The following is a 19,501-nucleotide window of genomic DNA, read 5'->3' as shown; positions in this document are numbered from 1 at the left end:
ACGACTCATCGACCGCGCTCAGGCATTACTTCCACCAGTACTCGACTTGCACACCGAAGTTGGAGCCGTGCAGATCGGTGCCGAAGGCGCCGGTGTCCGACAGCGCCGAGCCGGCGGCGACCATGCTGGCCGAACGCTGTGCCGCTTCGTTCCAGCTGGCGTAGGTGTAGTACAGACGGAATTCAGGACGGGTGGTGAAACCCGGGCCCATTGGCGACCAGGTTGGTGCCACGGTGAACTTGGTCAGCTTGCGGGTGCCGCCAGGGGCTTCCACCTGGTCGCGACCCAGTTCCGTGACGAGCTTGAAGGTGTCGGTAAGCGCATACACCGGACGCACACCAACGGACAGCCAGTTCTGGTCCTGGCCGTCTTCACGCTTGTCTTTTTCGTAGACGATTTCGAACTGGCCACCGAAATGCTTGGTGACCTGCCAGTCGAAGAATTCCACCACACGCCAGTTCTTGGCGCTGCTATCGAGCGAGGTGTCGCCGGTGTAGCCCAGGCCTGTACCTGGGCCTTCGCCGTACTGCAGGGCAAAGGTGTTTACGCCGCCGAGAAATTCTTTCTGTTTGTGCTGCACGGTCACCGAGTAACCGCTGTGTTTTTCAACGTCGTTGTTGCTCGGCTTGTCGATGTAGCTGACGCCCACTTGCACGGTGCCGTTGGGGTTGGTGTTGAAGCCGTCGACGTTGAAGTCGTGACGGTTCACGTACGGCTTCTGGTCGTAATTGTCCTTGCGCGAGAACACGTAGCTGTACTTCAGGTCACCGATCTGCACGGAGTCCAGACCAAAACCCGTGGCGCTCTGGTTCCAGTAGTAGAAGTCGGAGATATGGATGTCGTTTCGTTTGTAGAAACGACGACCGGCCCAGAACGAACCGCCGTTGAGTGCGGGCATTTTGCTCCACTCGGCGTAGATCTGGTTGGCGCGGGCAAAGCCGTAGTCGCCGGTGTATTTGGGGGTTTTGTCGTATTGGTTGTAGAGCTGGGCCATGCCCTCGACGCTCAACACCGACCCGTCATCGAGCGAAAACAGATCCTGGCGCAGATCCAGCTCGGTGTATTGCTCACATTCGTTACCCAGCCGGTATTTGGACTTGGCGCCTTGCAGCTGGAAGCACTGCTGGCCGGAGCTGTTCACCGAGGTGCCGAAGCCGTTACGGGTATACCCGCTGAACTCCAGGGCCTGGGCGGACCAGGGAAACACCACCAGGGCGCATGGCAGTGCCCAGAGACTTTTTTTCATCGCGTTCATATCCACTCCACTCATTTTTATTGTTGTTGCGCTCAGGAGAACTCTTGCGCTTGGGAACACCTAAATCGCCCCGCCTTGCGGCGGGTTTACTTCAACGTCTTGCGTTTGCCCCATCGCGGCTGAAACCGCTCCTACGCACTGCACCATTCGTAGAAGCGACTGCAGCCGCAATGTTGTTTGGGCTTAACGCGGGATCAAACGCGTTACACGGCCTGCTGTTTCAGCAGGCTGCGACTTTCCCAACAGCCCCAGGCGCTCTCCGCTTTTGGCATCGAACAACAGCACCTTGTCGGGATCGAATTGCAGCTCCAGGGTCTCGCCCACTTTCGGCGCCATGTCCGGCGCCAAGCGGCAGCACACCTTGGTTTGGTTGAGGTTGACGAACACCAGGGTGTCCGGGCCGGTGGGCTCGATCACTTCCACTTCGGTGAGAATGCTCGGCAGGTTGGCGCCGGCGGTGGCCAGGTTGATCTGCTCCGGGCGAATGCCGAGGATCACTTCGCGGTTTTCCAGGCCTTCGTCCTGCATGGCCAGCGGCAGCTCGCAACGGGCCTGGCCGGAGTCCAGCAGTGCCAGCAACCGACCGTCACGGCGTTGCAGACGCAGGGGAATGAAGTTCATGGGCGGCGAACCGATAAAGCTCGCCACGAACAGGTTGGCCGGGTCGTTGTAGATCTGTTGCGGGGTGCCGAATTGCTGAACAATGCCGTCCTTCATCACCGCCACTTTGTCGCCGAGTGTCATGGCCTCGATCTGGTCGTGGGTCACGTAAACGGTGGTGGTTTTCAGGCGCTGGTGCATCAGTTTGATTTCGGTACGCATCTCCACGCGCAGCTTGGCGTCGAGGTTCGACAGCGGTTCGTCGAACAGGTAAATCTTTGGTCGGCGCGCCAGTGCACGGCCCATGGCCACGCGCTGCTGCTGGCCGCCGGAAAGCTGGCCAGGCTTGCGGGTGAGCAAGTGTTCGATCTGCAGCAGCTTGGCCACGCGCGCGACTTCTTCTTCGATGGCCGCCGGGCTCATCTTGCGCATCTTCAGGCCGAAGGCGATGTTCTCGCGCACGTTCATGGTCGGGTACAGGGCGTAGCTCTGAAACACCATGGCAATGTCACGGTCTTTCGGGCTCATGCCGCTGATGTCGGCGCCGTCCACCAGAATCTCGCCGCCGGTGATGTTCTCCAGGCCGGCAATGCAGTTCATGAGGGTCGATTTACCGCAGCCAGACGGCCCCACCAGAATCAGAAACTCGCCAGACTCGATCTTCAGCTCGATGTCTTTGAGGGTGTCTGGCAAGCCGCTGCCGTAGGTCTTTTTGACGTTCTTGAGTTCGAGAGTTGCCATGCTTTACCCCTTGACCGCGCCGGCCGTGAGCCCACGCAGGAAATACTTGCCCGCGACGATGTAAACCAGCAGCGTTGGCAGGCCGGCGATCATCGCCGCCGCCATATCCACGTTGTATTCCTTGGCCCCGGTGCTGGTGTTCACCAGGTTGTTGAGGGCCACGGTGATCGGTTGTGCATCGCCGCTGGCGAACACCACACCGAAGAGGAAGTCGTTCCAGATCTGAGTGAATTGCCAGATCAGGCAGACCATGATGATCGGCACCGACATGGGCAAAAGAATCCGCCCGAAGATGGTGAAAAAACCCGCGCCATCGAGGCGTGCCGCTTTCACCAGCGCATCCGGAATCGACACGTAAAAGTTGCGGAAGAACAAGGTGGTGAAGGCCATGCCGTACACCACGTGAATGAGAACCAGCCCTGCGGTGGTGTTGGCCAGGCCAAGCTTGCCGAGGGTGAACGAGGCTGGCAGCAGCACGGTCTGGAACGGCAGGAAGCAACCGAACAGCAACAGGCCGAAGAACAGCTCCGAACCGCGGAAGCGCCACATCGACAGCACGTAGCCGTTCATGGCACCGATGAAGGTGGAGATCAGCACCGCCGGTACGGTGATTTTCACCGAGTTCCAGAAGTAGCCGCCGACGATGTCCCAGGCTTTGATCCAGCCGATGCCGTCGACCACTTGCGGCCAGCTCAGCAGGTTGCCGGTGCGAATGTCGTCTGGGGTCTTGAAGCTGGTCAGCAGCATCACCACCAGTGGAATCAGGTACACCGCCGCTGCCCCGAACAGGGTCACGTAGATGGCGATGCGGCTGAAGCTGATCGACGACTTGGCGAATGGGCGAGCCATTGGCGTTGCAGCGATAGAGTTAGTCATGGCGCTTATTCCGCAGCTCGGAGTACAGGTACGGCACCAGAATGGTCAGGATCGCGCCCAGCATCAGCATGGCGCTGGCTGAACCGATGCCCATCTGGCCGCGGCTGAAGGTGAAGGAATACATGAACATCGCCGGCAGGTCGGACGAGTAGCCAGGGCCGCCAGCCGTCATCGCCGCCACCAAGTCGAAGCTCTTGATGGAGATATGCGCCAGGATCATGAAGGCGCTGAAAAACACCGGACGCAGGCTCGGCAGTACGATGCGCAAGTAGATGGTCGGCAGGCTGGCGCCGTCCACCTGGGCGGCGCGGATAATCGACTGATCAACGCCGCGCAGACCGGCGAGAAACATCGCCATTACAAAGCCCGATGCCTGCCACACGGCGGCGATCACCAGGCAATACACCACGCGTTCCTGGTCCACCAGCCAGTCCAGGCGAAAGCCTTCCCAGCCCCAGTCACGCAGCATCTTGTCCAGGCCCAGGCCCGGGTTGAGCAGCCATTTCCAGGCCGTACCGGTGACGATCATTGAGAGCGCCATCGGGTACAGGTAGATGGTGCGGATAAAGCCTTCCTTGCGAATGCGCTGGTCCAGCAGCACCGCCAGAAACACCCCGAGCACCAGGCTGATGGCGATAAACATGCCACCGAATACCACCAGGTTTTTGCTCGCCACCCACCAGCGATCGTTGTCCAGCAGGCGCACGTATTGCTGCACGCCCACCCACTTGTAGCTCGGCATAAAGCTGGAGTTGGTAAAGGACAGAATGAACGTCCAGAGGATGTAGCCGTAGAAGCCCACCAGAATCAGCAACATGCTCGGCGCGACGACCAACTTGGGTAGCCAGCGCTGCAGGGTGTCGAAAGGTGAGGCTTTGCTAAGTACCGCCACGGTGCACCTCAGTGGTTGCAGTGAAATTCAGGCCAAACACTCCCAGCGACAGCTGCTAGGGCCGCTGTCGTTGGCAGGGTTTGAATGTGTTGAAAAAGCCGCCGGCGAACCGGCGGCCTCAGACCTTACAGAGCAGCCTTGATAGCCGAAGCCATCTGCGCACCGGCCTTGGCCGGGTCGGCGTTCTTGTCGCTCATGAAGTTGGTGACCACATCGAAGATCGCCCCTTGTACCGCCAGGGAGGTCGCCATGTTGTGGGCCATGCTCGGCTTCAGGGTGCCGGCCTTGTCGGCCGCCTTGAAGTCGGCCATGGCGGCCTGGCCACAGCTGTCGAACTTGGTCATGTCCAGGTCATCACGCACCGGGATCGAACCTTTGTTCTGGTTGAACACGTACTGGAATTCAGGCTCGAGGATAATCTTGGCCACTTCGTTCTGCGCCGCGATGTTGCCCGGCGTGTTGTTCTTCGCCGAGAGCTTGAACATTGCCAGCGAGTCGATGTTGTAGGTGAAGCTGCCCTGGGTACCCGGGAACGGAACGCACTCGAAGTCGGTGCCGGCTTTCTTGCCTGCCGCGCTCCACTCGCTTTTCGCCCAGTCACCCATGATCTGCATACCGGCTTTGCCGTTGATCACTTTGGCCGCTTCCAGGTTCCAGTCCTGGCCAGTGCCGTCCGGGTCCATGTAGCCCTGGAGTTTTTTCAGGGCCTTGAACACTTCGGTCATTTTCGGGCTGGTGAGGGTGTCTTCGTCCTGCTCGATAAACGCTTTGGTGTAGCCCTCAGCGCCCATGATGGAGAGCACCAGGTCTTCAAAGACAGTACTGTCTTGCCATGGTTGGCCACCGTGGGCCAGCGGAATCAGGCCGGCTGCCTTGAATTTTTCGGCGGCGGCAAACAGTTCGTCGAGGGTGGTCGGCGCCTTGTCGATACCGGCCTTTTTCATGGCCACGGGGTTGATCCACAGCCAGTTCACGCGGTGAATGTTCACCGGTACGGCGACGTAGTGATCGTCGTACTTCATGGTATTGGCGACGGTTTTGGACAGCAGTTTGTCCCAGTTATTGGCCTTGGACACATCGTCCAGCTCGGTCAGCAAACCGAGGGCGCCCCAGTCTTGCAGGTCAGGGCCTTTGATCTGTGCAGCCGATGGCGGGTTGCCGGAAACGGCACGGGTTTTCAGTACGGTCATGGCTGCAGCACCACCACCGCCGGCCACGGCGCTGTCTTTCCAGGTGTAGCCGTCTTTTTCCACCAGTTTGCGCAGCACGTCGATGGCTTTGGCTTCGCCACCGGAGGTCCACCAATGCACAACTTCTACAGTGCCTTTGGACTCTGCAGGGGCATCAGCGGCGAGGGCGCTAAGGGGGAACAACGAGGCGAGGGAAATAACAGCAGCGAGTCGGTTGATCGCGTTCATCTGAAGTACCTTCTTGTTGTTATACAGGCAAGTCGGAAGCTTGCGTTGCGATGGATTCTAATCAAGGCGTTTAGCTCCTGAGGTAACGAAGGGATGCGTAAATGTCACCACCCGGTTACATAACCGAGGGCACTGTAGAAAGCTCGACAAGCGCAGCGGTGAGGCTGGGCGCCAGGCCCACCTGTGGCAGGCACACGGCCTGATACGCGTGGTACAGATCGGGCTTGCCGGCCCAGATGGTGGCCGCCGGCACGTTGTTGGCATCCAGCTCGTGGTGCCAGCTGCCGTGTTCGCGGTCGATAAACCGGCGGTCGATAAAATCCCAGAAGCGGCGGTACCACACCTCATAACGTTGCGCGCCTGTGCGCTTGAGCAACGCGGCTGCCGTGGCAGCGGCCTCGGCATGCACCCAATGAAGGCGCGGGCGCACCACGGGTTTGTTTTGCCAATCCAGGGTGTAGACCAAACCCGGCGCGCCATCGACATTCCAGGCATAACGGCAAGCGCTGTCGAACAGGCCGACGGCGTCGTGCAGCAGCCAATCCGGCGCGGCGTAACCGGCACGTTGCAAGGCGGCTTCGAGGTGCAACACCAGCCGCGCCCACTCATAGGCATGGCCCGGTGTAGTGCCGTAGGGGCGGAAACCGTCAGCGGGGTTATCGACGTTGTAGTCCGGCAGCGGTTGCCAGTTGCGGTCAAAATGCTCGATGACGGCGAAATCGTTATTAGCGGCATGGCCGTGAATCACACGTTCGACAATCTCCAGCGCACGCTCCAGCCAGCGGCTGTCACCGGTGGCATCGGCCAGCGCGAGAAACGCCTCGGTGCCGTGCATATTGCTGTTGGCGCCGCGATAGGCTTCTTCCTCGGTCCAGTCGCGGGCGAAGGATTCGCGCAAGGCGCCCTCCTCCTCGCTCCAGAAATGTTCTTCGATAACGGCGACGGCTTTGGCCAACAATTCATCGGCACTGGCCACTCCGGCCCGCAACGCCGAGCTGGCGGCGAGCGCCACGAACGCATGCAGGTAAGCGGCCTTGCCGGTGTTGCCGTCACGGTGTTCGGCCACGGCATACCAGCCGCCGTACTTGGCATCACGCAGCGGCCCGAGCAGCGCAGAAACGCCGTGCTCGACCAGTTCCAGACAACCGGGAATACCTTGCACGTGAGCCATGGCGAAGCTGTGGGTCATGCGTGCGGTGTTCATGGTTTCGGCGACCGCACCGGCCGGCAGATAGCCCCGGGCATCAAGGTTGGCAAAGCCCTGTTCGACCTTCGATGCTTTGGCAAACGCCAGTAGTCGCAAGCCTTCGGTTTGCAACCAGAGATGGTGGGTCGGGGCATTGAGCCAGCTGCCGAAATAGGCGTTGGTACTGTCGCCGGTCATGGGCGTTTCCCTGTGCGGATTCTTGATTTTATGGGGTGGCCGGATTCTACCCAGCGTATGAGTGGGATTGCCCGAAACAGTGCAGAGAATAGTGTCACAGGGTTGTGACAAAGGGCCGGGCTAGAGCTGCCCGGGCCTTTGGAGCTGGCTTGGCAGGGGGATTTTTTAGCGGTTTTTCTGGATGACTTCGTTTATCTACGTTATCGCGTGTGCTGGGCGTTTTGTTTCGCGCCTTACGCGCGAGTTTCTTTTTCCAGTCGATGAAAAAGAAACCAAAAAATCTCGCCCCCACCTTGGGTCTACGCTGCGCTCCGACTTCCCTCGCTGCGTCGCCGCTCCAGGGGCCGGCGAGAAGGGCCATCCATGGCCCTCACGCCTTTCGCGGCTCCCGGCCGCTCAACCCCTTACGCGACGACTCTGCTCGGCCTGCGCTCAAGGGGCGGGTAGATCAACAGCAAGATCAAGATCAACAGCCACAGCAAGATCAACAGCCAGATCGAGATCAAAAACTCGAGGCTGAAGCCTCTCCTACAGTGACCGCATTTCTTCTGTGGGAGAGGCTTCAGCCTCGATTCCTGCAAACGGTGTTCGTCGAGACATTCTGGGTCCCCGCGTTCGCGAGGACGACGGGGGGTGTGGCTACAATGACCGTCATTCCCGCGTAGGCGGGAATCCAGGTACGAAGAGCGGCCAGGCACCACAATTCCGCTCTTGATCTGGCTTGTGATCTTGATCCACCCGCCCCGTTCATCGCTGGCCGAGCGGAATCGTTGATCCGGGGGTTGAGCCGCCGGGAGCGGCGAAAGGCAGAGACAGGTCAGGGACGGCCTGTTCTGCCGGCCCCCGGAGCGACGATGGAGCGAGGGGACCCGAAGCGAAGCGCAGGGCCAAGGTAGGAGCGAGCGTTTTTTGGTTACTTTTTGGTGGTCCGGCACTCCAGGCGACTGACAAAAAAGTCACTCGCGCGTAAGGCGCGAAACAAAACGTTCAGCACACGCTGTAAGGAAGAAGCCACACCGTACAAAGGTTCCAACAGTCAGTCCGAAAATCTCGGCAAATAAAGCGTCACCCGTAACCCCCCTTCCCGAAGGTTCTGCAACGTCACCTCCCCCCCATGACTGTGCGCAATATTGCGCGCAATACCCAGCCCCAACCCATACCCCTGCTGCTTGCCCGACAAGCGAAAATGCGGCTCGAATACTTGCTCCAGCCGCTGCTCCGGCACGCCCGGGCCTTCGTCGTCGACGTGGAGGATAAAAGCGCTGTCGTTGTCTTCGATGTGCAGGTGCGCCCTGGTGCCGTATTTCAGCGCGTTGTCGATCAGGTTGCCCATGCACCGACGCAGCGCCAGTGGCTTGCCGGCATAGGCGGCCAACGCTCGCCCGTGCAGGCTGACGCGGCCATTACCCTGCGGCGGCAGGTACGGTTCGATCAAACAGTCCAGTGCCAGGTTGAGATCCACCGGCTCGATATTTTCGTGAATGTCGGTGTCTTTCACGCATTGCAGCGCGCCCTTGACCAGCATTTCCAGGTCATCCAGGTCGCGGCTGAATTTGGCTTGCACCTTCTCGTCGTCGAGCAATTCCACCCGCAGGCGCAGGCGCGTGATGGGCGTCCGCAGGTCGTGGGAAATGGCGCTGAACAGTTGGCTGCGCTCGATCAGGTAACGGCTGATGCGCTCGCGCATGGCGTTGAATGCGCGCCCTACTTCCACCACTTCGCTGCCACCGCCCTCTGCCACCGGCCGTACTTCGGCGGCGCCCAGTGACATATCGCGCGCCGCGCGCGCCAGGCGTTTGAGCGGCCGGCTTTGCCAGTGCACCAGCACGCCGATAAATAGCAGCAGAAAACTACTGGTCAGCACGATAAACCACACCTGCTGCGCCGGCAGACCTTCTTCTTCCAGGCTGGTGTAGGGCTCGGGCAGCAACGACGCGATATACAGCCACTCGCCCGGCGCCATCTGGATTTGCGTGACCAGCACCGGCGGCTTTACCGGTTCCAGGGTCAGCGCGTAATGCGCCCAGGAGCGTGGCAGTTCGTCGAGCTTGAGGCCGCCGTTGAAGATGCGCAGGTCGTCGGGGCTGACGAAGGTCACCAGAATGTCCACGTCGTTGCCCATCGCGTCGCGCAGCACCTCGTGCACCGACTCCAGCACCGCGCTCTTGCGCGGCGTCAGCGGCAGCACCTGCATATCCAGCGGCTTGTCATTGAGGGTCACCACAAAGCGGGTTCCGCCCATGCTGCGCAATTGGTCGAGCACCAACGGCCGGTAGGCCAGCGGCAAGGAGCGCAGGTAGCTAACGCTGGCAGACATCGAGTGCGCCAGGCTGCGGGCGCTGGTGACCAGGCCTTCAAGCTGGGTGGCGCGCAGTTGCGACAACCAGATCACGCTGGACAAGCCCTGGGCCATCAGCACCGACAGCAACGTCAGCAGCAACATGCGCCCGAGCAATGAGCGCGGCACCGGCACCCAGCCGAACCAGCGTTGGTACCAGGGTTTGGCGGGCGCCGGCGTGGGGCTAGGCAGCATTGTGCGGCGTCACCTGGGCGGCCAGCAGGTAGCCGGAACCGCGCACGGTGCGGATCAGCCGTGGCGCCTTGCCGGTGTCGCGCAGGCGTTGGCGCAAGCGGCTGACGGCCATGTCAACGATGCGGTCCAGCGGCATCGGCTCGCGGCCACGGGTGGCATTGCCGATGGTGTCGCGGTCGAGAATCTGCTGCGGGTGGTCGAGGAAAAGCTTGAGCAAGGCAAAGTCGGCGCCGGACAAAAAAACCTCCTCGCCGTCGAGGTGAAACAGGCGGTGGCTGACCATATCCAGACGCCATTCATCAAAGGCCAGCACTTCGACGCGGCTGCGTTCCTGGCCAAATTGGGCGCGGCGCAGCAAGGCCTTGATGCGCGCTTGCAGTTCGCGTGGGCTGAAGGGTTTGCCGAGGTAGTCGTCGGCGCCCAACTCCAGGCCGATGACACGGTCGGCTTCGTCCGAACTGGCGGTGAGCATAATGATCGGCACCTGGGCCAAGCGCGGATGTTGGCGCACCCAACGGCAGAGGCTGAAGCCGTCTTCGTCGGGGAGCATCACATCGAGAATCAGCAGGTCGGCGCTTTCCTCGCCCAACGCAGCGCGAAAGCCGGCGCCATCGGCCACGGTGCGCACCTGAAAGCCGGCACGGCTCAGATAGGCTTCCAGCAGCTCGCGAATTTCCTGATCGTCATCCACCAGCAGGATGGATTTTCCGGTCTGGCTCAAGGGGCCGTCCTTATAGTTATAGGTTTCGAGGGCACTTGGATCTAACACTGCGCGACGGGTTGAAACAGGCGCGCAGCCTACACGTTTCCTTCCTGATCGTGATGTTCCAGCACCTGCTGCAAGGCCACACCTGCGCCCATCAAGCCTGGGTACTCGGCAGTGACCAGCCATACCGGCACATCGACCATGTACTTACTCATGGGGCCTTTTTCGGCAAAGCTTTTGGCAAAACCGCTGCGCAAGAATAGCTCGGCAAACCGCGGCACGATGCCACCGACGATATACACCCCGCCCCGCCCGCCCAGGCTCAGCACGTTATTGCCGGCGACCCGGCCCAACCAGCAGGAGAACTGATCGATCACCGCCCCGGCGACTTGATCGCCGGCCAAGGCTGCGGCGGTAATTTCGGCGGGTGATTTCAGCGTTTGCGTGTGGCCATCCAGCGCACAGAGGGCGCGATAGAGCAGCAACAAGCCGCCACCGCTCAATACATCTTCAGCGCGGATATGGCCGTTGAGGCGATACAGCTCCTGCCACAGCTGCGCTTCGCGGGGCGAGCCAATCGGCAGGTCGACATGCCCGCCCTCGCCCGGCAACGCCTGCCAGCCGGCTTCGGCCGAACCAAGCAAGGTGCCCACGCCCAGCCCGGTGCCGGGCCCGACCACCACCGCCGGGCGATCCGCCTCGGCGGTACCGGGGCAGACCTGCACACGTTCGTGGTCTTGCAGGCGCGTCATACCCAGGGCCATGGCGGAAAAATCGTTGATCAGCAGCAGTTCATCCACCTGCAAATCGCGGCAGAACGCCGAACGGCTCAAACGCCAATGGTTGTTGGTGAACACAAACAGATCGCCGCTAACCGGCCCGGCGCAGGCCAGGCACACCGCGTGGACGGCGCCGACGGCCAGACCCAGCCCTTCAAGGTAGGCAATGATGGCCTGCTCCACGCCGGGAAAGTCCGCCGTGGCCAGCACTTGCACCGACTCCAACTGGTTATCGCGCCACAGCGCGAAGCGTGCATTGGTGCCGCCGATATCGCCGACCAGGGCTAACTTCATTTCAATCCTTCCAAACTGGTAGTAAAGGCACTGGCGCCTTGCTCGGCAGTGCTGAACGAGGCGCGCATAAAGGCAAACAGTTCACGCCCGGTGCCAAAGGCAACTGGCAAGCCTTGGGCGTTTTCGCGCGCGGCCAATTCTGCTGCCTCTACCAGAACCTTTAGCTCGCCCTTGGTTCCATCAACCCGCACGATATCGCCATCGCGCACGCGCGCCAGCGGGCCGCCATCGAAGGCTTCGGGGCAGACGTGAATGGCGGCCGGGATCTTACCCGAGGCCCCCGACATCCGGCCATCGGTAACCAGCGCCACTTTAAAACCTCGGTCCTGCAACACGCCGAGAAACGGCGTCATCTTGTGCAGCTCGGGCATGCCGTTGCTGCGTGGGCCCTGAAAGCGCACCACAGCCACGAAATCGCGCTCCAGCTCGCCAGCCTGGAAGGCGTCGGCCAGTTCCTGCTGGTCGTGGAATACGCGCGCCGGAGCCTCAACAATCTGGTGTTCCAGCGCCACGGCCGACACCTTCATCACGCCACGACCCAGGTTGCCGTCCATCACCCGCAGACCGCCTTCAGGGGAGAACGGGTTGGAGAGCGGGCGCAGGATGCTTTCGTCCAAGCTCTTGCTCGGGCCGTCTCGCCACACCAGTTCGCCGTCGTCCAGAAACGGCTCCTGGGTGTAGCGGCGCAGGCCCTTGCCAACCACGGTCTGCACGTCTTCATGCAGCAGGCCGCCATCGAGCAGCTCACGAATCAGGAAGGCCATGCCGCCAGCGGCCTGGAAGTGGTTGATGTCGGATTTGCCGTTCGGGTACACGTGGGCCATGGTCGGCACCACTTCCGAAAGGTCGGCCATGTCTTGCCAAGTCAGCAGAATGCCGGCCGAGCGGGCAATGGCGGGCATATGCAGGGTGTGGTTGCTGGAGCCGCCGGTGGCGTGCAGGGCCACGATGGAGTTGACCAGCACTTTCTCATCCACCAGCTCACCGAGCATGACGCGGTTGCCCGATTGTGCAGTGAGGCGCGTGACCTGCTGCGCCGCTTCACGGGTCAGGGCATCGCGCAGCGGTGTGTACGGATTGACGAACGAGGCGCCCGGCAAGTGCAGGCCCATCACTTCCATCAGCAACTGGTTGGTGTTGGCGGTGCCGTAAAAGGTGCAGGTACCGGGGCCATGGTAGGCCTTCATTTCCGACTCCAGCAGCTCGTCGCGGGTGGCTTTGCCTTCGGCATAGCGCTGACGCACTTGAGCTTTCTCTTTGTTGGAGGAGCCCGTGGTCATCGGCCCGCCCGGTACAAACAGAATCGGCAAATGACCGAAGCGCAACGCCCCCATCATCAGGCCCGGCACGATCTTGTCGCAGATGCCCAGGCACAGCGCGGCGTCGAACATATTGTGGGAAAGCGCCACCGCGGTGGACATGGCAATGGTCTCGCGGCTGGCAATGCCGATTTCCATGCCCGGCTCGCCCTGGGTAACGCCGTCGCACATCGCAGGAACACCGCCAGCGAACTGCCCGACGGAGCCGATATCGCGCAGGGCTTGTTTGATCTGTTCGGGGTAATGCTCGTAGGGCTGGTGGGCCGAGAGCATGTCGTTGTAGGCAGAAATAATCGCCACGTTGGCCGAATCCATCAGCCGCAGACGCTGCTTGTCTTCACCGCTGCAAGCCGCCACGCCATGGGCAAAGTTGGCGCACTGGTGCTTGGCGCGGGCCGGGCCATCTTCGGCGGCAGCGTGAATCATCTTCAGATAATGCTCACGGGTGGCGCGGCTGCGGGCGATCAAACGCTCAGTAACTTCTATCACACGGGGATGCATATCATCGGCTCCACACAGGCTTAATTTTTATATAAAACAAAATATCGTCGGTAAAAATGGCTTGATTTATATATTACCGAGCATAATCTTGTAATTCCAACAACAAAAAACAAGATTCGGTGATTCCATGACACTGCGTATCGCAATCAACGGCTTTGGCCGCATCGGCCGCAACATTCTGCGCGCCCTGTACACCCAGGACTACCGCCAACAGCTGCAGGTAGTCGCGATCAACGACCTGGGCGACAGCGCCATCAACGCCCACTTATTCAAGTACGACAGCGTGCACGGCATTTTTGACGGCAGCGTCGAGGCACAGGCCGACGCCCTGCTGGTGAACGGTGACCGCATTGCCGTCACCGCCATCCGTAACCCCGCTGAACTGCCGTGGCGCGATCAGCAGATCGATATCGTCTTCGAATGCACCGGCCTGTTCACCGAACGCGACAAGGCGGCGGCGCATTTAACCGCTGGCGCCAGCAAGGTGATTATCTCGGCTCCAGCCAAAGGCGCCGATGCCACCATCGTCTATGGCGTGAACCACGACACCCTGCGTCAGTCGCACCAGATCATTTCCAGCGCCTCCTGCACCACCAACTGCCTGGCGCCGATTGCCCAGGTGCTGCACCGCGAGCTGGGCATCGAAAACGGCCTGATGACCACGATTCACGCCTACACCAACGACCAGAACCTCTCGGACGTGTACCACAGCGACCCTTACCGCGCGCGCTCGGCCACCCAGTCGATGATTCCGACCAAGACCGGCGCCGCCGAGGCCGTGGGCCTGGTGCTGCCGGAACTGGCGGGCAAGCTCACCGGCATGGCGGTGCGGGTGCCGGTGATCAATGTGTCACTGGTGGACTTAACCCTAGAACTAAAACAGTCGGTCAGCACCGAGGCGGTGAACGCGCTGATGCTGTCGGCCAGCCAGAAGTTGCCGATTCTGGGTTACAACGCCCTGCCGCTGGTATCGCACGACTTCAACCACAACCCGCTGTCCTCGATCTTCGACGCCAACCACACCAAAACCAGCGGCAAGCTCCTGAAGGTACTGGCCTGGTATGACAACGAGTGGGGGTTTTCCAACCGGATGCTGGATAACGCGCTGGCGTTGCGCGATGCGCCGTGATGACGTACGCGCACTTTGTAGGAGCGAGCTTGCTCGCGAAACGATTGAGCGGCCGACGCAGCTCATGAACATCGTTTGCAGGGTTCGCGAGCGAGCTCGCCCCTACGACAGGTGATTGCGGTTAAACGTCTCCTCGCCCATCGCCTCTATCTGCCCGTCAATCAGCGCGTCGAACGGCTTTAGCAGCGCGCTGAATGTTTGCGGTGCTTCGAGAATATCCAGTGCCTGCACAATGGCTTCAATCGTCGACAACGCGCCTGCCATCGGCGCTTTGCGCAGGCGATAACGTGAGGCCGAGCCCGCCGGCAAGGTCACCCGTGGCAGCGCGGCCAGCAGCGGATTCAGGTGCAGCAGCTTGCTTGCCTTGCGCCAAGTGCCATCGGGCACCACCAATTGAATCGGCACGTCATTAGACGCCGCCTCCAACACGGTTGCGTCCTCCCCCGGAAACAGCAGACAGCTGCGATACCCGGGCCGGTTCACCAACGCTTCCAACTCGTCAAACCGCTCGCCCACTACGAGTTCGGCATTGCTCAGCCCAAGCGCCGCCAAGCGCGCGGTATTGAGCGCATGTTTAACTTCGCTGGGGTGCTGCAGGATCAGCACGCGCGTGCGGCTATCCAGGCTAGGGATCAGCGCACACAGGCAATGGCTTAACGGGCGGGAGCAACGGGGGCATAGCGGGCGGGACATGGGCACTCCTTGAGAGCACCAAGTCTGCCAGATAGGTGGCCGAACGTCCCTGTCCGGCCTTTGGGGAACCCGGGTTTATTTGTTGAAACGCTCCGCAAGGCTATGGAGGTAGTCGGCCATATGTTCCAGGTCCTGGCTGATGACCACACCTTCCTGCGCCTGCCCGGCGCTGCGGTCGGACAGTTGGGCGATGCGAGTGATTTGCTGGCTGATGTCTTCGGCCACATGGCTTTGCTGCTCGGAAGCGGTCGCCATTTGCTGGCTCATGCCGGTGATGCGCGTGACGGCCTGGCTAATACCCTCCAGCGCCTGCCGAACGGCTTCAACGCTGTGCACGCTCTCGCGGGAAATACCTTCGCCTTTGCTGGCGGTGGCCACTGCCCTGTCGGCACCACTGCGTAGCGCCGCGATGATCTGGTGGATCTGCTCGGTGGATTCACGGGTGCGCGAGGCCAGCGAGCGCACTTCATCGGCCACCACGGCAAACCCCCGCCCCTGCTCACCGGCCCGCGCGGCTTCGATGGCCGCGTTCAAGGCGAGCAAGTTGGTTTGCTCGGCAATAGACGTAATGACATCTGCCACGCTGCCGATTGTCTGGGTGGAGTTGGCGAGGTCTTTTACCGCCTGACCAATTTCAGTAACGGCATCGGACATATGCTGCATGGCGCCCAGGCTGTCATTGGCCAGGCCTCTTCCCTGCTTCGCCAACTGATCGGCCTCTTCAGCCGCATGGGCCGTGTTGGCGACGTTGTGCGCCACTTCCTGAATGGTGGCGGCCATCTGGTTGATGGCGGTGGCGGACTGGTCGGTTTCGCTGCGTTGTTTTTCCAGCAACTCGGCGCTGGAGCTGGACAGCTTCGACGATTCGGCCGCGCGCAATTTCACGCTTACGCCAGCGTCTTCCAACCGCGTCAGCGCGGTTTGCAGGCGTGCTTCCTCGCTGATCATGGCCAGATCGAGCATGCCTTGGGGACCGCTTCTGTCGGAGTACGTCAGCGCCACCAATTCGCTGGTAAAGGCTTTGGGGTGTTGCGCGAGGGTTTGGCGTAACTCTTGGCGTTTACTGAGCACCAGCCAGGCGGCCAATGCTGCCATCAACACCAGGGTGATCACGTGGCGCCACCAGCCATCGAGCAGGAAGTCGCCGGCAATCACTAGCAGGGCAGCGAGAATAACGGGCCAGGAACGCACGATATCCTGCGTCCAGTATGCAACTCGCGGCACTGGCGTCTTACCGGCACGCAGGCGCGCGTAGAGCCGGTCGGCACGGGCAACCTGGTCGCGCGTGGGCAACGAGCGCACCGATTCATAGCCGGCGATGCGACCATTTTCGTAAACCGGGGTGACGTAAGCGCTAACCCAATAGAAGTCGCCGTTTTTTGAGCGGTTTTTTACCAACCCCATCCACGGCTTGCCCTGCTTGAGTACGTCCCACATATGGCCGAACACAGCCGGCGGCATATCCGGGTGGCGCACCAGGTTGTGCGGTTGGCCGATCAGTTCTTCACGGGAAAAACCACTGAGCTCGACGAAGGCGTCGTTGCAGTAGGTAATTTTGCTGGTGAGATCGGTGGTGGAAATCAGGCGCTCGTGTTCCGAAAACGTTCTCTCCCGCTGCGTAACTGGCAGATTTTGGCGCATCGCTTCATTCCTTGGTTGTTAAGAGCATGCCAACTTCCTTGCTCATGAAGATTAGGTGTAGCACAGCGATGGCATGCCGCCAGCAATGCTGGAACCGCGGCGTAAGGCGAATATCGCCTCGGGCGATACCTGCCGATACCGGGTGTGCGGTTACGGCGACCTGGGCTGGGTGAGTTGGGTTTTAAGCAAGTCACGAAAGGTTTGTAAAAGCGGCTCACGCGAGCGGCCGCGGCGGTAGGTCAGCGAGAACGGCGCCTGGTAGCCGAAGGTAGTTGGCAACAGCGGACGCAGGCGTTTCTGGTCCACCCAGGATTGCGCGTAGTGCTCGGGCAAGTAGCCGATATAGGCCCCGGAGAGCACCAGAATCAGCTGCGCCTCCATGCTTTCTACCGTCGCCGCGCTGTGCTTGAAGCCATGGCGGGCAAGTTCCGCCTGGCTCCAGTAACTGCGCCCGACCATACGTTGCTGGGTAATCAGCTCGGGCGGAATACGCCGCTCGCCGAAAAGCGGGTGGCGGTCGCTGCAATACAGCCAGTGCTGCTCGCGGTACAGCGCCTGGTACAACAAACCGTTCATGCGCGTGGAGAACGAGCCGATGGCCAGGTCCAGGCGGTTTTCCAACACGCCCAATTGCAGCTCGTAGGGGCTCAGTACCGACAGGTGCAAATGCACCGCCGGGTGTTCTTCGCTGTAGGTGCCAATGACTTCGGCGAACGGCAGCGAGCGGTCGCTTACCGTGGAGTCGATGACGCCGAGGTTGAGGGTGCCGCGCAGCTCGCCCTTGAGGGCGGCGGCGTAGCGTTCGAAGCCTTCCATTTCACCCAGCAAGCGCAGGGTTTCCTGGAAAAACAGCTCGCCCTTGCTGGTCAGGCTGAAGCCGCCACGGCCACGGTGGCACAGGCTCAGGCCGAGCTGGCCTTCGAGCTGGCTCATATAGGTGCTGATGGCAGACGTGGAGAGGTTGAGCTCCTGCTGCGCCGCGGCAAAACCCTGATGGCGTACCACGCTGACGAAGATGCGGAGGAGTTTCAGGTCGGGTAGGACTTGGCTCAAGACAAATTCCTATGCTGTTCACCCCTCTCCCGCTTGCGGGAGAGGGGCCGGGGGTGAGGGCCAGCCCAAACACCGATGTTCGCCGCTTACCCCCCTCACCCCAACCCTCTCCCCAAGGGGGCGAGGGGGTTAGACGGCGCAGACCTGAAAGAGTCTACCCACCCACCAATAGTTTAGAAATCTCTGAACTAATAATTTGCCTGCACCGGATTTTTCTCTCCCCTACCCCTGAGCAGAATCGGCCCACTACTAAAACCATAAGATCCGTGAGGCCACCCCGTGGACAAAAAGCTTCATCAACCCCTGGGCGGTAATGAAATGCCGCGCTTTGGCGGCATTGCCACCATGATGCGCCTGCCGCATATCCAAACCGACGCTGAACTCGACGCCCTGGACGCCGCCTTTGTCGGCGTGCCGCTGGACATCGGCACCTCCCTGCGTTCCGGCACCCGCTTCGGCCCGCGCGAAATTCGCGCTGAATCGGTGATGATCCGCCCGTACAACATGGCCACCGGCGCCGCGCCCTTTGATTCGCTGAACGTGGCTGATATCGGCGACGTGGCCATCAACACCTTCAACCTGCTGGATGCCGTGCGCATCATTGAAGAGAGCTACGACAAAATCATCGGCCACGGCATTTTGCCGCTGACCCTGGGTGGCGACCACACCATCACCCTCCCGATTCTGCGCGCCCTGCATAAAAAACACGGCAAGGTCGGCCTGGTGCATATCGATGCCCACGCCGATGTGAACGACCATATGTTTGGCGAGAAAATCGCCCACGGCACCACCTTCCGCCGCGCCGTGGAAGAAGGCCTGCTGGACTGCGACCGCGTGGTGCAGATTGGTCTGCGTGCTCAGGGTTACACCGCCGAAGACTTCAACTGGTGCCGCCGCCAGGGTTTCCGTGTGGTGCAGGCCGAAGAGTGCTGGCATAAATCGCTCGCGCCGCTGATGGCCGAGGTGCGCGAAAAAGTCGGCGGTGGCCCGGTGTACCTGAGCTTCGACATCGACGGCATCGACCCGGCCTGGGCGCCCGGCACCGGCACCCCGGAAATCGGTGGCCTCACCACCATTCAAGCCATCGAGATCATTCGCGGCTGCCAGGGCCTGGATCTGATCGGTTGTGACGTGGTTGAAGTGTCGCCACCCTACGACACCACCGGCAACACCTCGCTGCTGGGCGCAAACCTGTTGTACGAAATGCTCTGCGTGCTGCCGGGCGTCTCCCACAAATGAGTGCCGCACAAATGAGTGACGCCCTTAAGGAACAGCAAGTGTTGAACGCCGCCGAACGTTTGGTCGCCGCCTTCGCCAGCACCAATACCGAGGCCTATTTCGCCGCCTTCAGTGAAGACGCCAGCTTTGTGTTCCACACCCTCCCGGAGCCGCTGCTAAGCCGCGCGGCTTACGAGAAGCTGTGGGCCGAGTGGCTGGCCGATGGTTTTGAAGTACTGGAATGCACCTCCAGCAAACAGTTCGTCAGCCTCCAGGGCGACGTGGCGATCTTTGTCCATGACGTGCGCACCCAACTGCGCGTCGCCGGCGAGGAAAGTACCAGTTACGAGCGCGAGACCATTGTGTTTCGTGAAGTAGAAGCCGGCCGCTGGTTGGCCTGTCATGAGCATTTGTCCGCTGTAGCGCAGTAACCCATAACTAAGAAAAACCGAGCAGGCAGGTGGACGCG

Annotated in this window: 16 protein-coding genes and 1 pseudogene; 3 read left to right on the top strand and 14 right to left on the bottom strand. The window is 61.0% G+C overall.

Translation table 11 applies throughout. The annotated features are described in order from the left end of the window. Positions 1 to 25: 25 nt before the first annotated feature. The 10 genes from PKE98_RS08535 to edd form a co-directional block, all read right to left on the bottom strand. Entirely contained in the window at positions 26 to 1,246 is a 1,221-nt protein-coding gene (locus PKE98_RS08535) for a maltoporin (protein ID WP_271194874.1), read from the bottom strand. A gap of 192 nt (positions 1,247 to 1,438) precedes the next feature. After that, entirely contained in the window at positions 1,439 to 2,596 is a 1,158-nt protein-coding gene (locus PKE98_RS08530; protein WP_271194833.1) for an ABC transporter ATP-binding protein, read from the bottom strand. Between the two features lie 3 nt (positions 2,597 to 2,599). Next, positions 2,600 to 3,445 carry a carbohydrate ABC transporter permease gene (locus PKE98_RS08525; RefSeq protein ID WP_271194873.1) on the bottom strand — a complete coding sequence of 282 codons (846 nt, stop codon included), beginning with the start codon at positions 3,443 to 3,445 and terminating at the stop codon, positions 2,600 to 2,602. A gap of 19 nt (positions 3,446 to 3,464) precedes the next feature. Then, positions 3,465 to 4,391, bottom strand: a complete 927-nt coding sequence (locus PKE98_RS08520) for a carbohydrate ABC transporter permease (protein ID WP_271194872.1) — start codon at positions 4,389 to 4,391, stop codon at positions 3,465 to 3,467. A 98-nt stretch (positions 4,392 to 4,489) separates the two neighbouring features. Continuing rightward, complete coding sequence (locus tag PKE98_RS08515; protein WP_271194832.1) at positions 4,490 to 5,782, bottom strand: ABC transporter substrate-binding protein; 1,293 nt, start codon at positions 5,780 to 5,782, stop codon at positions 4,490 to 4,492. A 115-nt stretch (positions 5,783 to 5,897) separates the two neighbouring features. After that, positions 5,898 to 7,166, bottom strand: a complete 1,269-nt coding sequence (locus PKE98_RS08510) for a D-mannose isomerase (protein ID WP_271194831.1) — start codon at positions 7,164 to 7,166, stop codon at positions 5,898 to 5,900. Positions 7,167 to 8,202: 1,036 nt separating this feature from the next. Next, positions 8,203 to 9,609, bottom strand: coding sequence for an ATP-binding protein (locus PKE98_RS08505; RefSeq protein WP_373877828.1), 1,407 nt, complete (start codon positions 9,607 to 9,609; stop codon positions 8,203 to 8,205). Between the two features lie 79 nt (positions 9,610 to 9,688). Then, positions 9,689 to 10,420, bottom strand: a complete 732-nt coding sequence (locus PKE98_RS08500; protein ID WP_108094327.1) for a response regulator — start codon at positions 10,418 to 10,420, stop codon at positions 9,689 to 9,691. 77 nt (positions 10,421 to 10,497) lie between these two features. Continuing rightward, positions 10,498 to 11,478, bottom strand: a complete 981-nt coding sequence (locus PKE98_RS08495) for a glucokinase (protein WP_271194829.1) — start codon at positions 11,476 to 11,478, stop codon at positions 10,498 to 10,500. After that, entirely contained in the window at positions 11,475 to 13,298 is a 1,824-nt protein-coding gene (gene edd, locus PKE98_RS08490; protein ID WP_271194828.1) for a phosphogluconate dehydratase, read from the bottom strand. Before edd ends, PKE98_RS08495 begins: the two co-directional genes overlap by 4 nt. Positions 13,299 to 13,425: 127 nt before the next feature. On the opposite strand from edd, the gene gap reads away from it, so the two are divergent. Next, complete coding sequence (gene gap / locus PKE98_RS08485) at positions 13,426 to 14,427, top strand: type I glyceraldehyde-3-phosphate dehydrogenase (protein ID WP_271194827.1); 1,002 nt, start codon at positions 13,426 to 13,428, stop codon at positions 14,425 to 14,427. Positions 14,428 to 14,529: 102 nt separating this feature from the next. Here gap and PKE98_RS08480 read toward each other — a convergent pair whose 3' ends face one another. The 4 genes and pseudogenes from PKE98_RS08480 to PKE98_RS08470 all read right to left on the bottom strand — a co-directional run bounded on the left by PKE98_RS08480 (position 14,530) and on the right by PKE98_RS08470 (position 17,814). Continuing rightward, positions 14,530 to 15,120: a tRNA-uridine aminocarboxypropyltransferase gene (locus tag PKE98_RS08480; RefSeq protein ID WP_271194826.1), complete on the bottom strand. Its 591-nt coding sequence runs from the start codon at positions 15,118 to 15,120 to the stop codon at positions 14,530 to 14,532. Positions 15,121 to 15,195: 75 nt separating this feature from the next. Beyond that, positions 15,196 to 16,215, bottom strand: coding sequence for a methyl-accepting chemotaxis protein (locus PKE98_RS08475; RefSeq protein WP_445009279.1), 1,020 nt, complete (start codon positions 16,213 to 16,215; stop codon positions 15,196 to 15,198). A gap of 264 nt (positions 16,216 to 16,479) precedes the next feature. Then, a pseudogene (locus PKE98_RS27305) lies at positions 16,480 to 16,761 on the bottom strand (PAS domain-containing protein); the annotation flags it as partial. 150 nt (positions 16,762 to 16,911) lie between these two features. Further along, positions 16,912 to 17,814, bottom strand: a complete 903-nt coding sequence (locus tag PKE98_RS08470) for a LysR family transcriptional regulator (protein WP_271194824.1) — start codon at positions 17,812 to 17,814, stop codon at positions 16,912 to 16,914. A 279-nt stretch (positions 17,815 to 18,093) separates the two neighbouring features. Between PKE98_RS08470 and speB the strand changes: the two genes are divergently transcribed. After that, positions 18,094 to 19,053 (top strand): agmatinase, encoded by a 960-nt coding sequence (speB, locus tag PKE98_RS08465; protein ID WP_271194823.1) that lies wholly within the window; start codon positions 18,094 to 18,096, stop codon positions 19,051 to 19,053. An 11-nt stretch (positions 19,054 to 19,064) separates the two neighbouring features. Next, positions 19,065 to 19,463, top strand: coding sequence for a YybH family protein (locus tag PKE98_RS08460; protein ID WP_271194822.1), 399 nt, complete (start codon positions 19,065 to 19,067; stop codon positions 19,461 to 19,463). The last annotated feature ends 38 nt before the right edge of the window (positions 19,464 to 19,501 follow it).

It is taken from the genome of Pseudomonas turukhanskensis (genome assembly GCF_027922365.1).
Classification (GTDB): domain Bacteria; phylum Pseudomonadota; class Gammaproteobacteria; order Pseudomonadales; family Pseudomonadaceae; genus Aquipseudomonas; species Aquipseudomonas turukhanskensis.
Note: the sequence above shows the minus strand (reverse complement) of the source record. Positions and strands in the feature narration are given on the sequence as shown.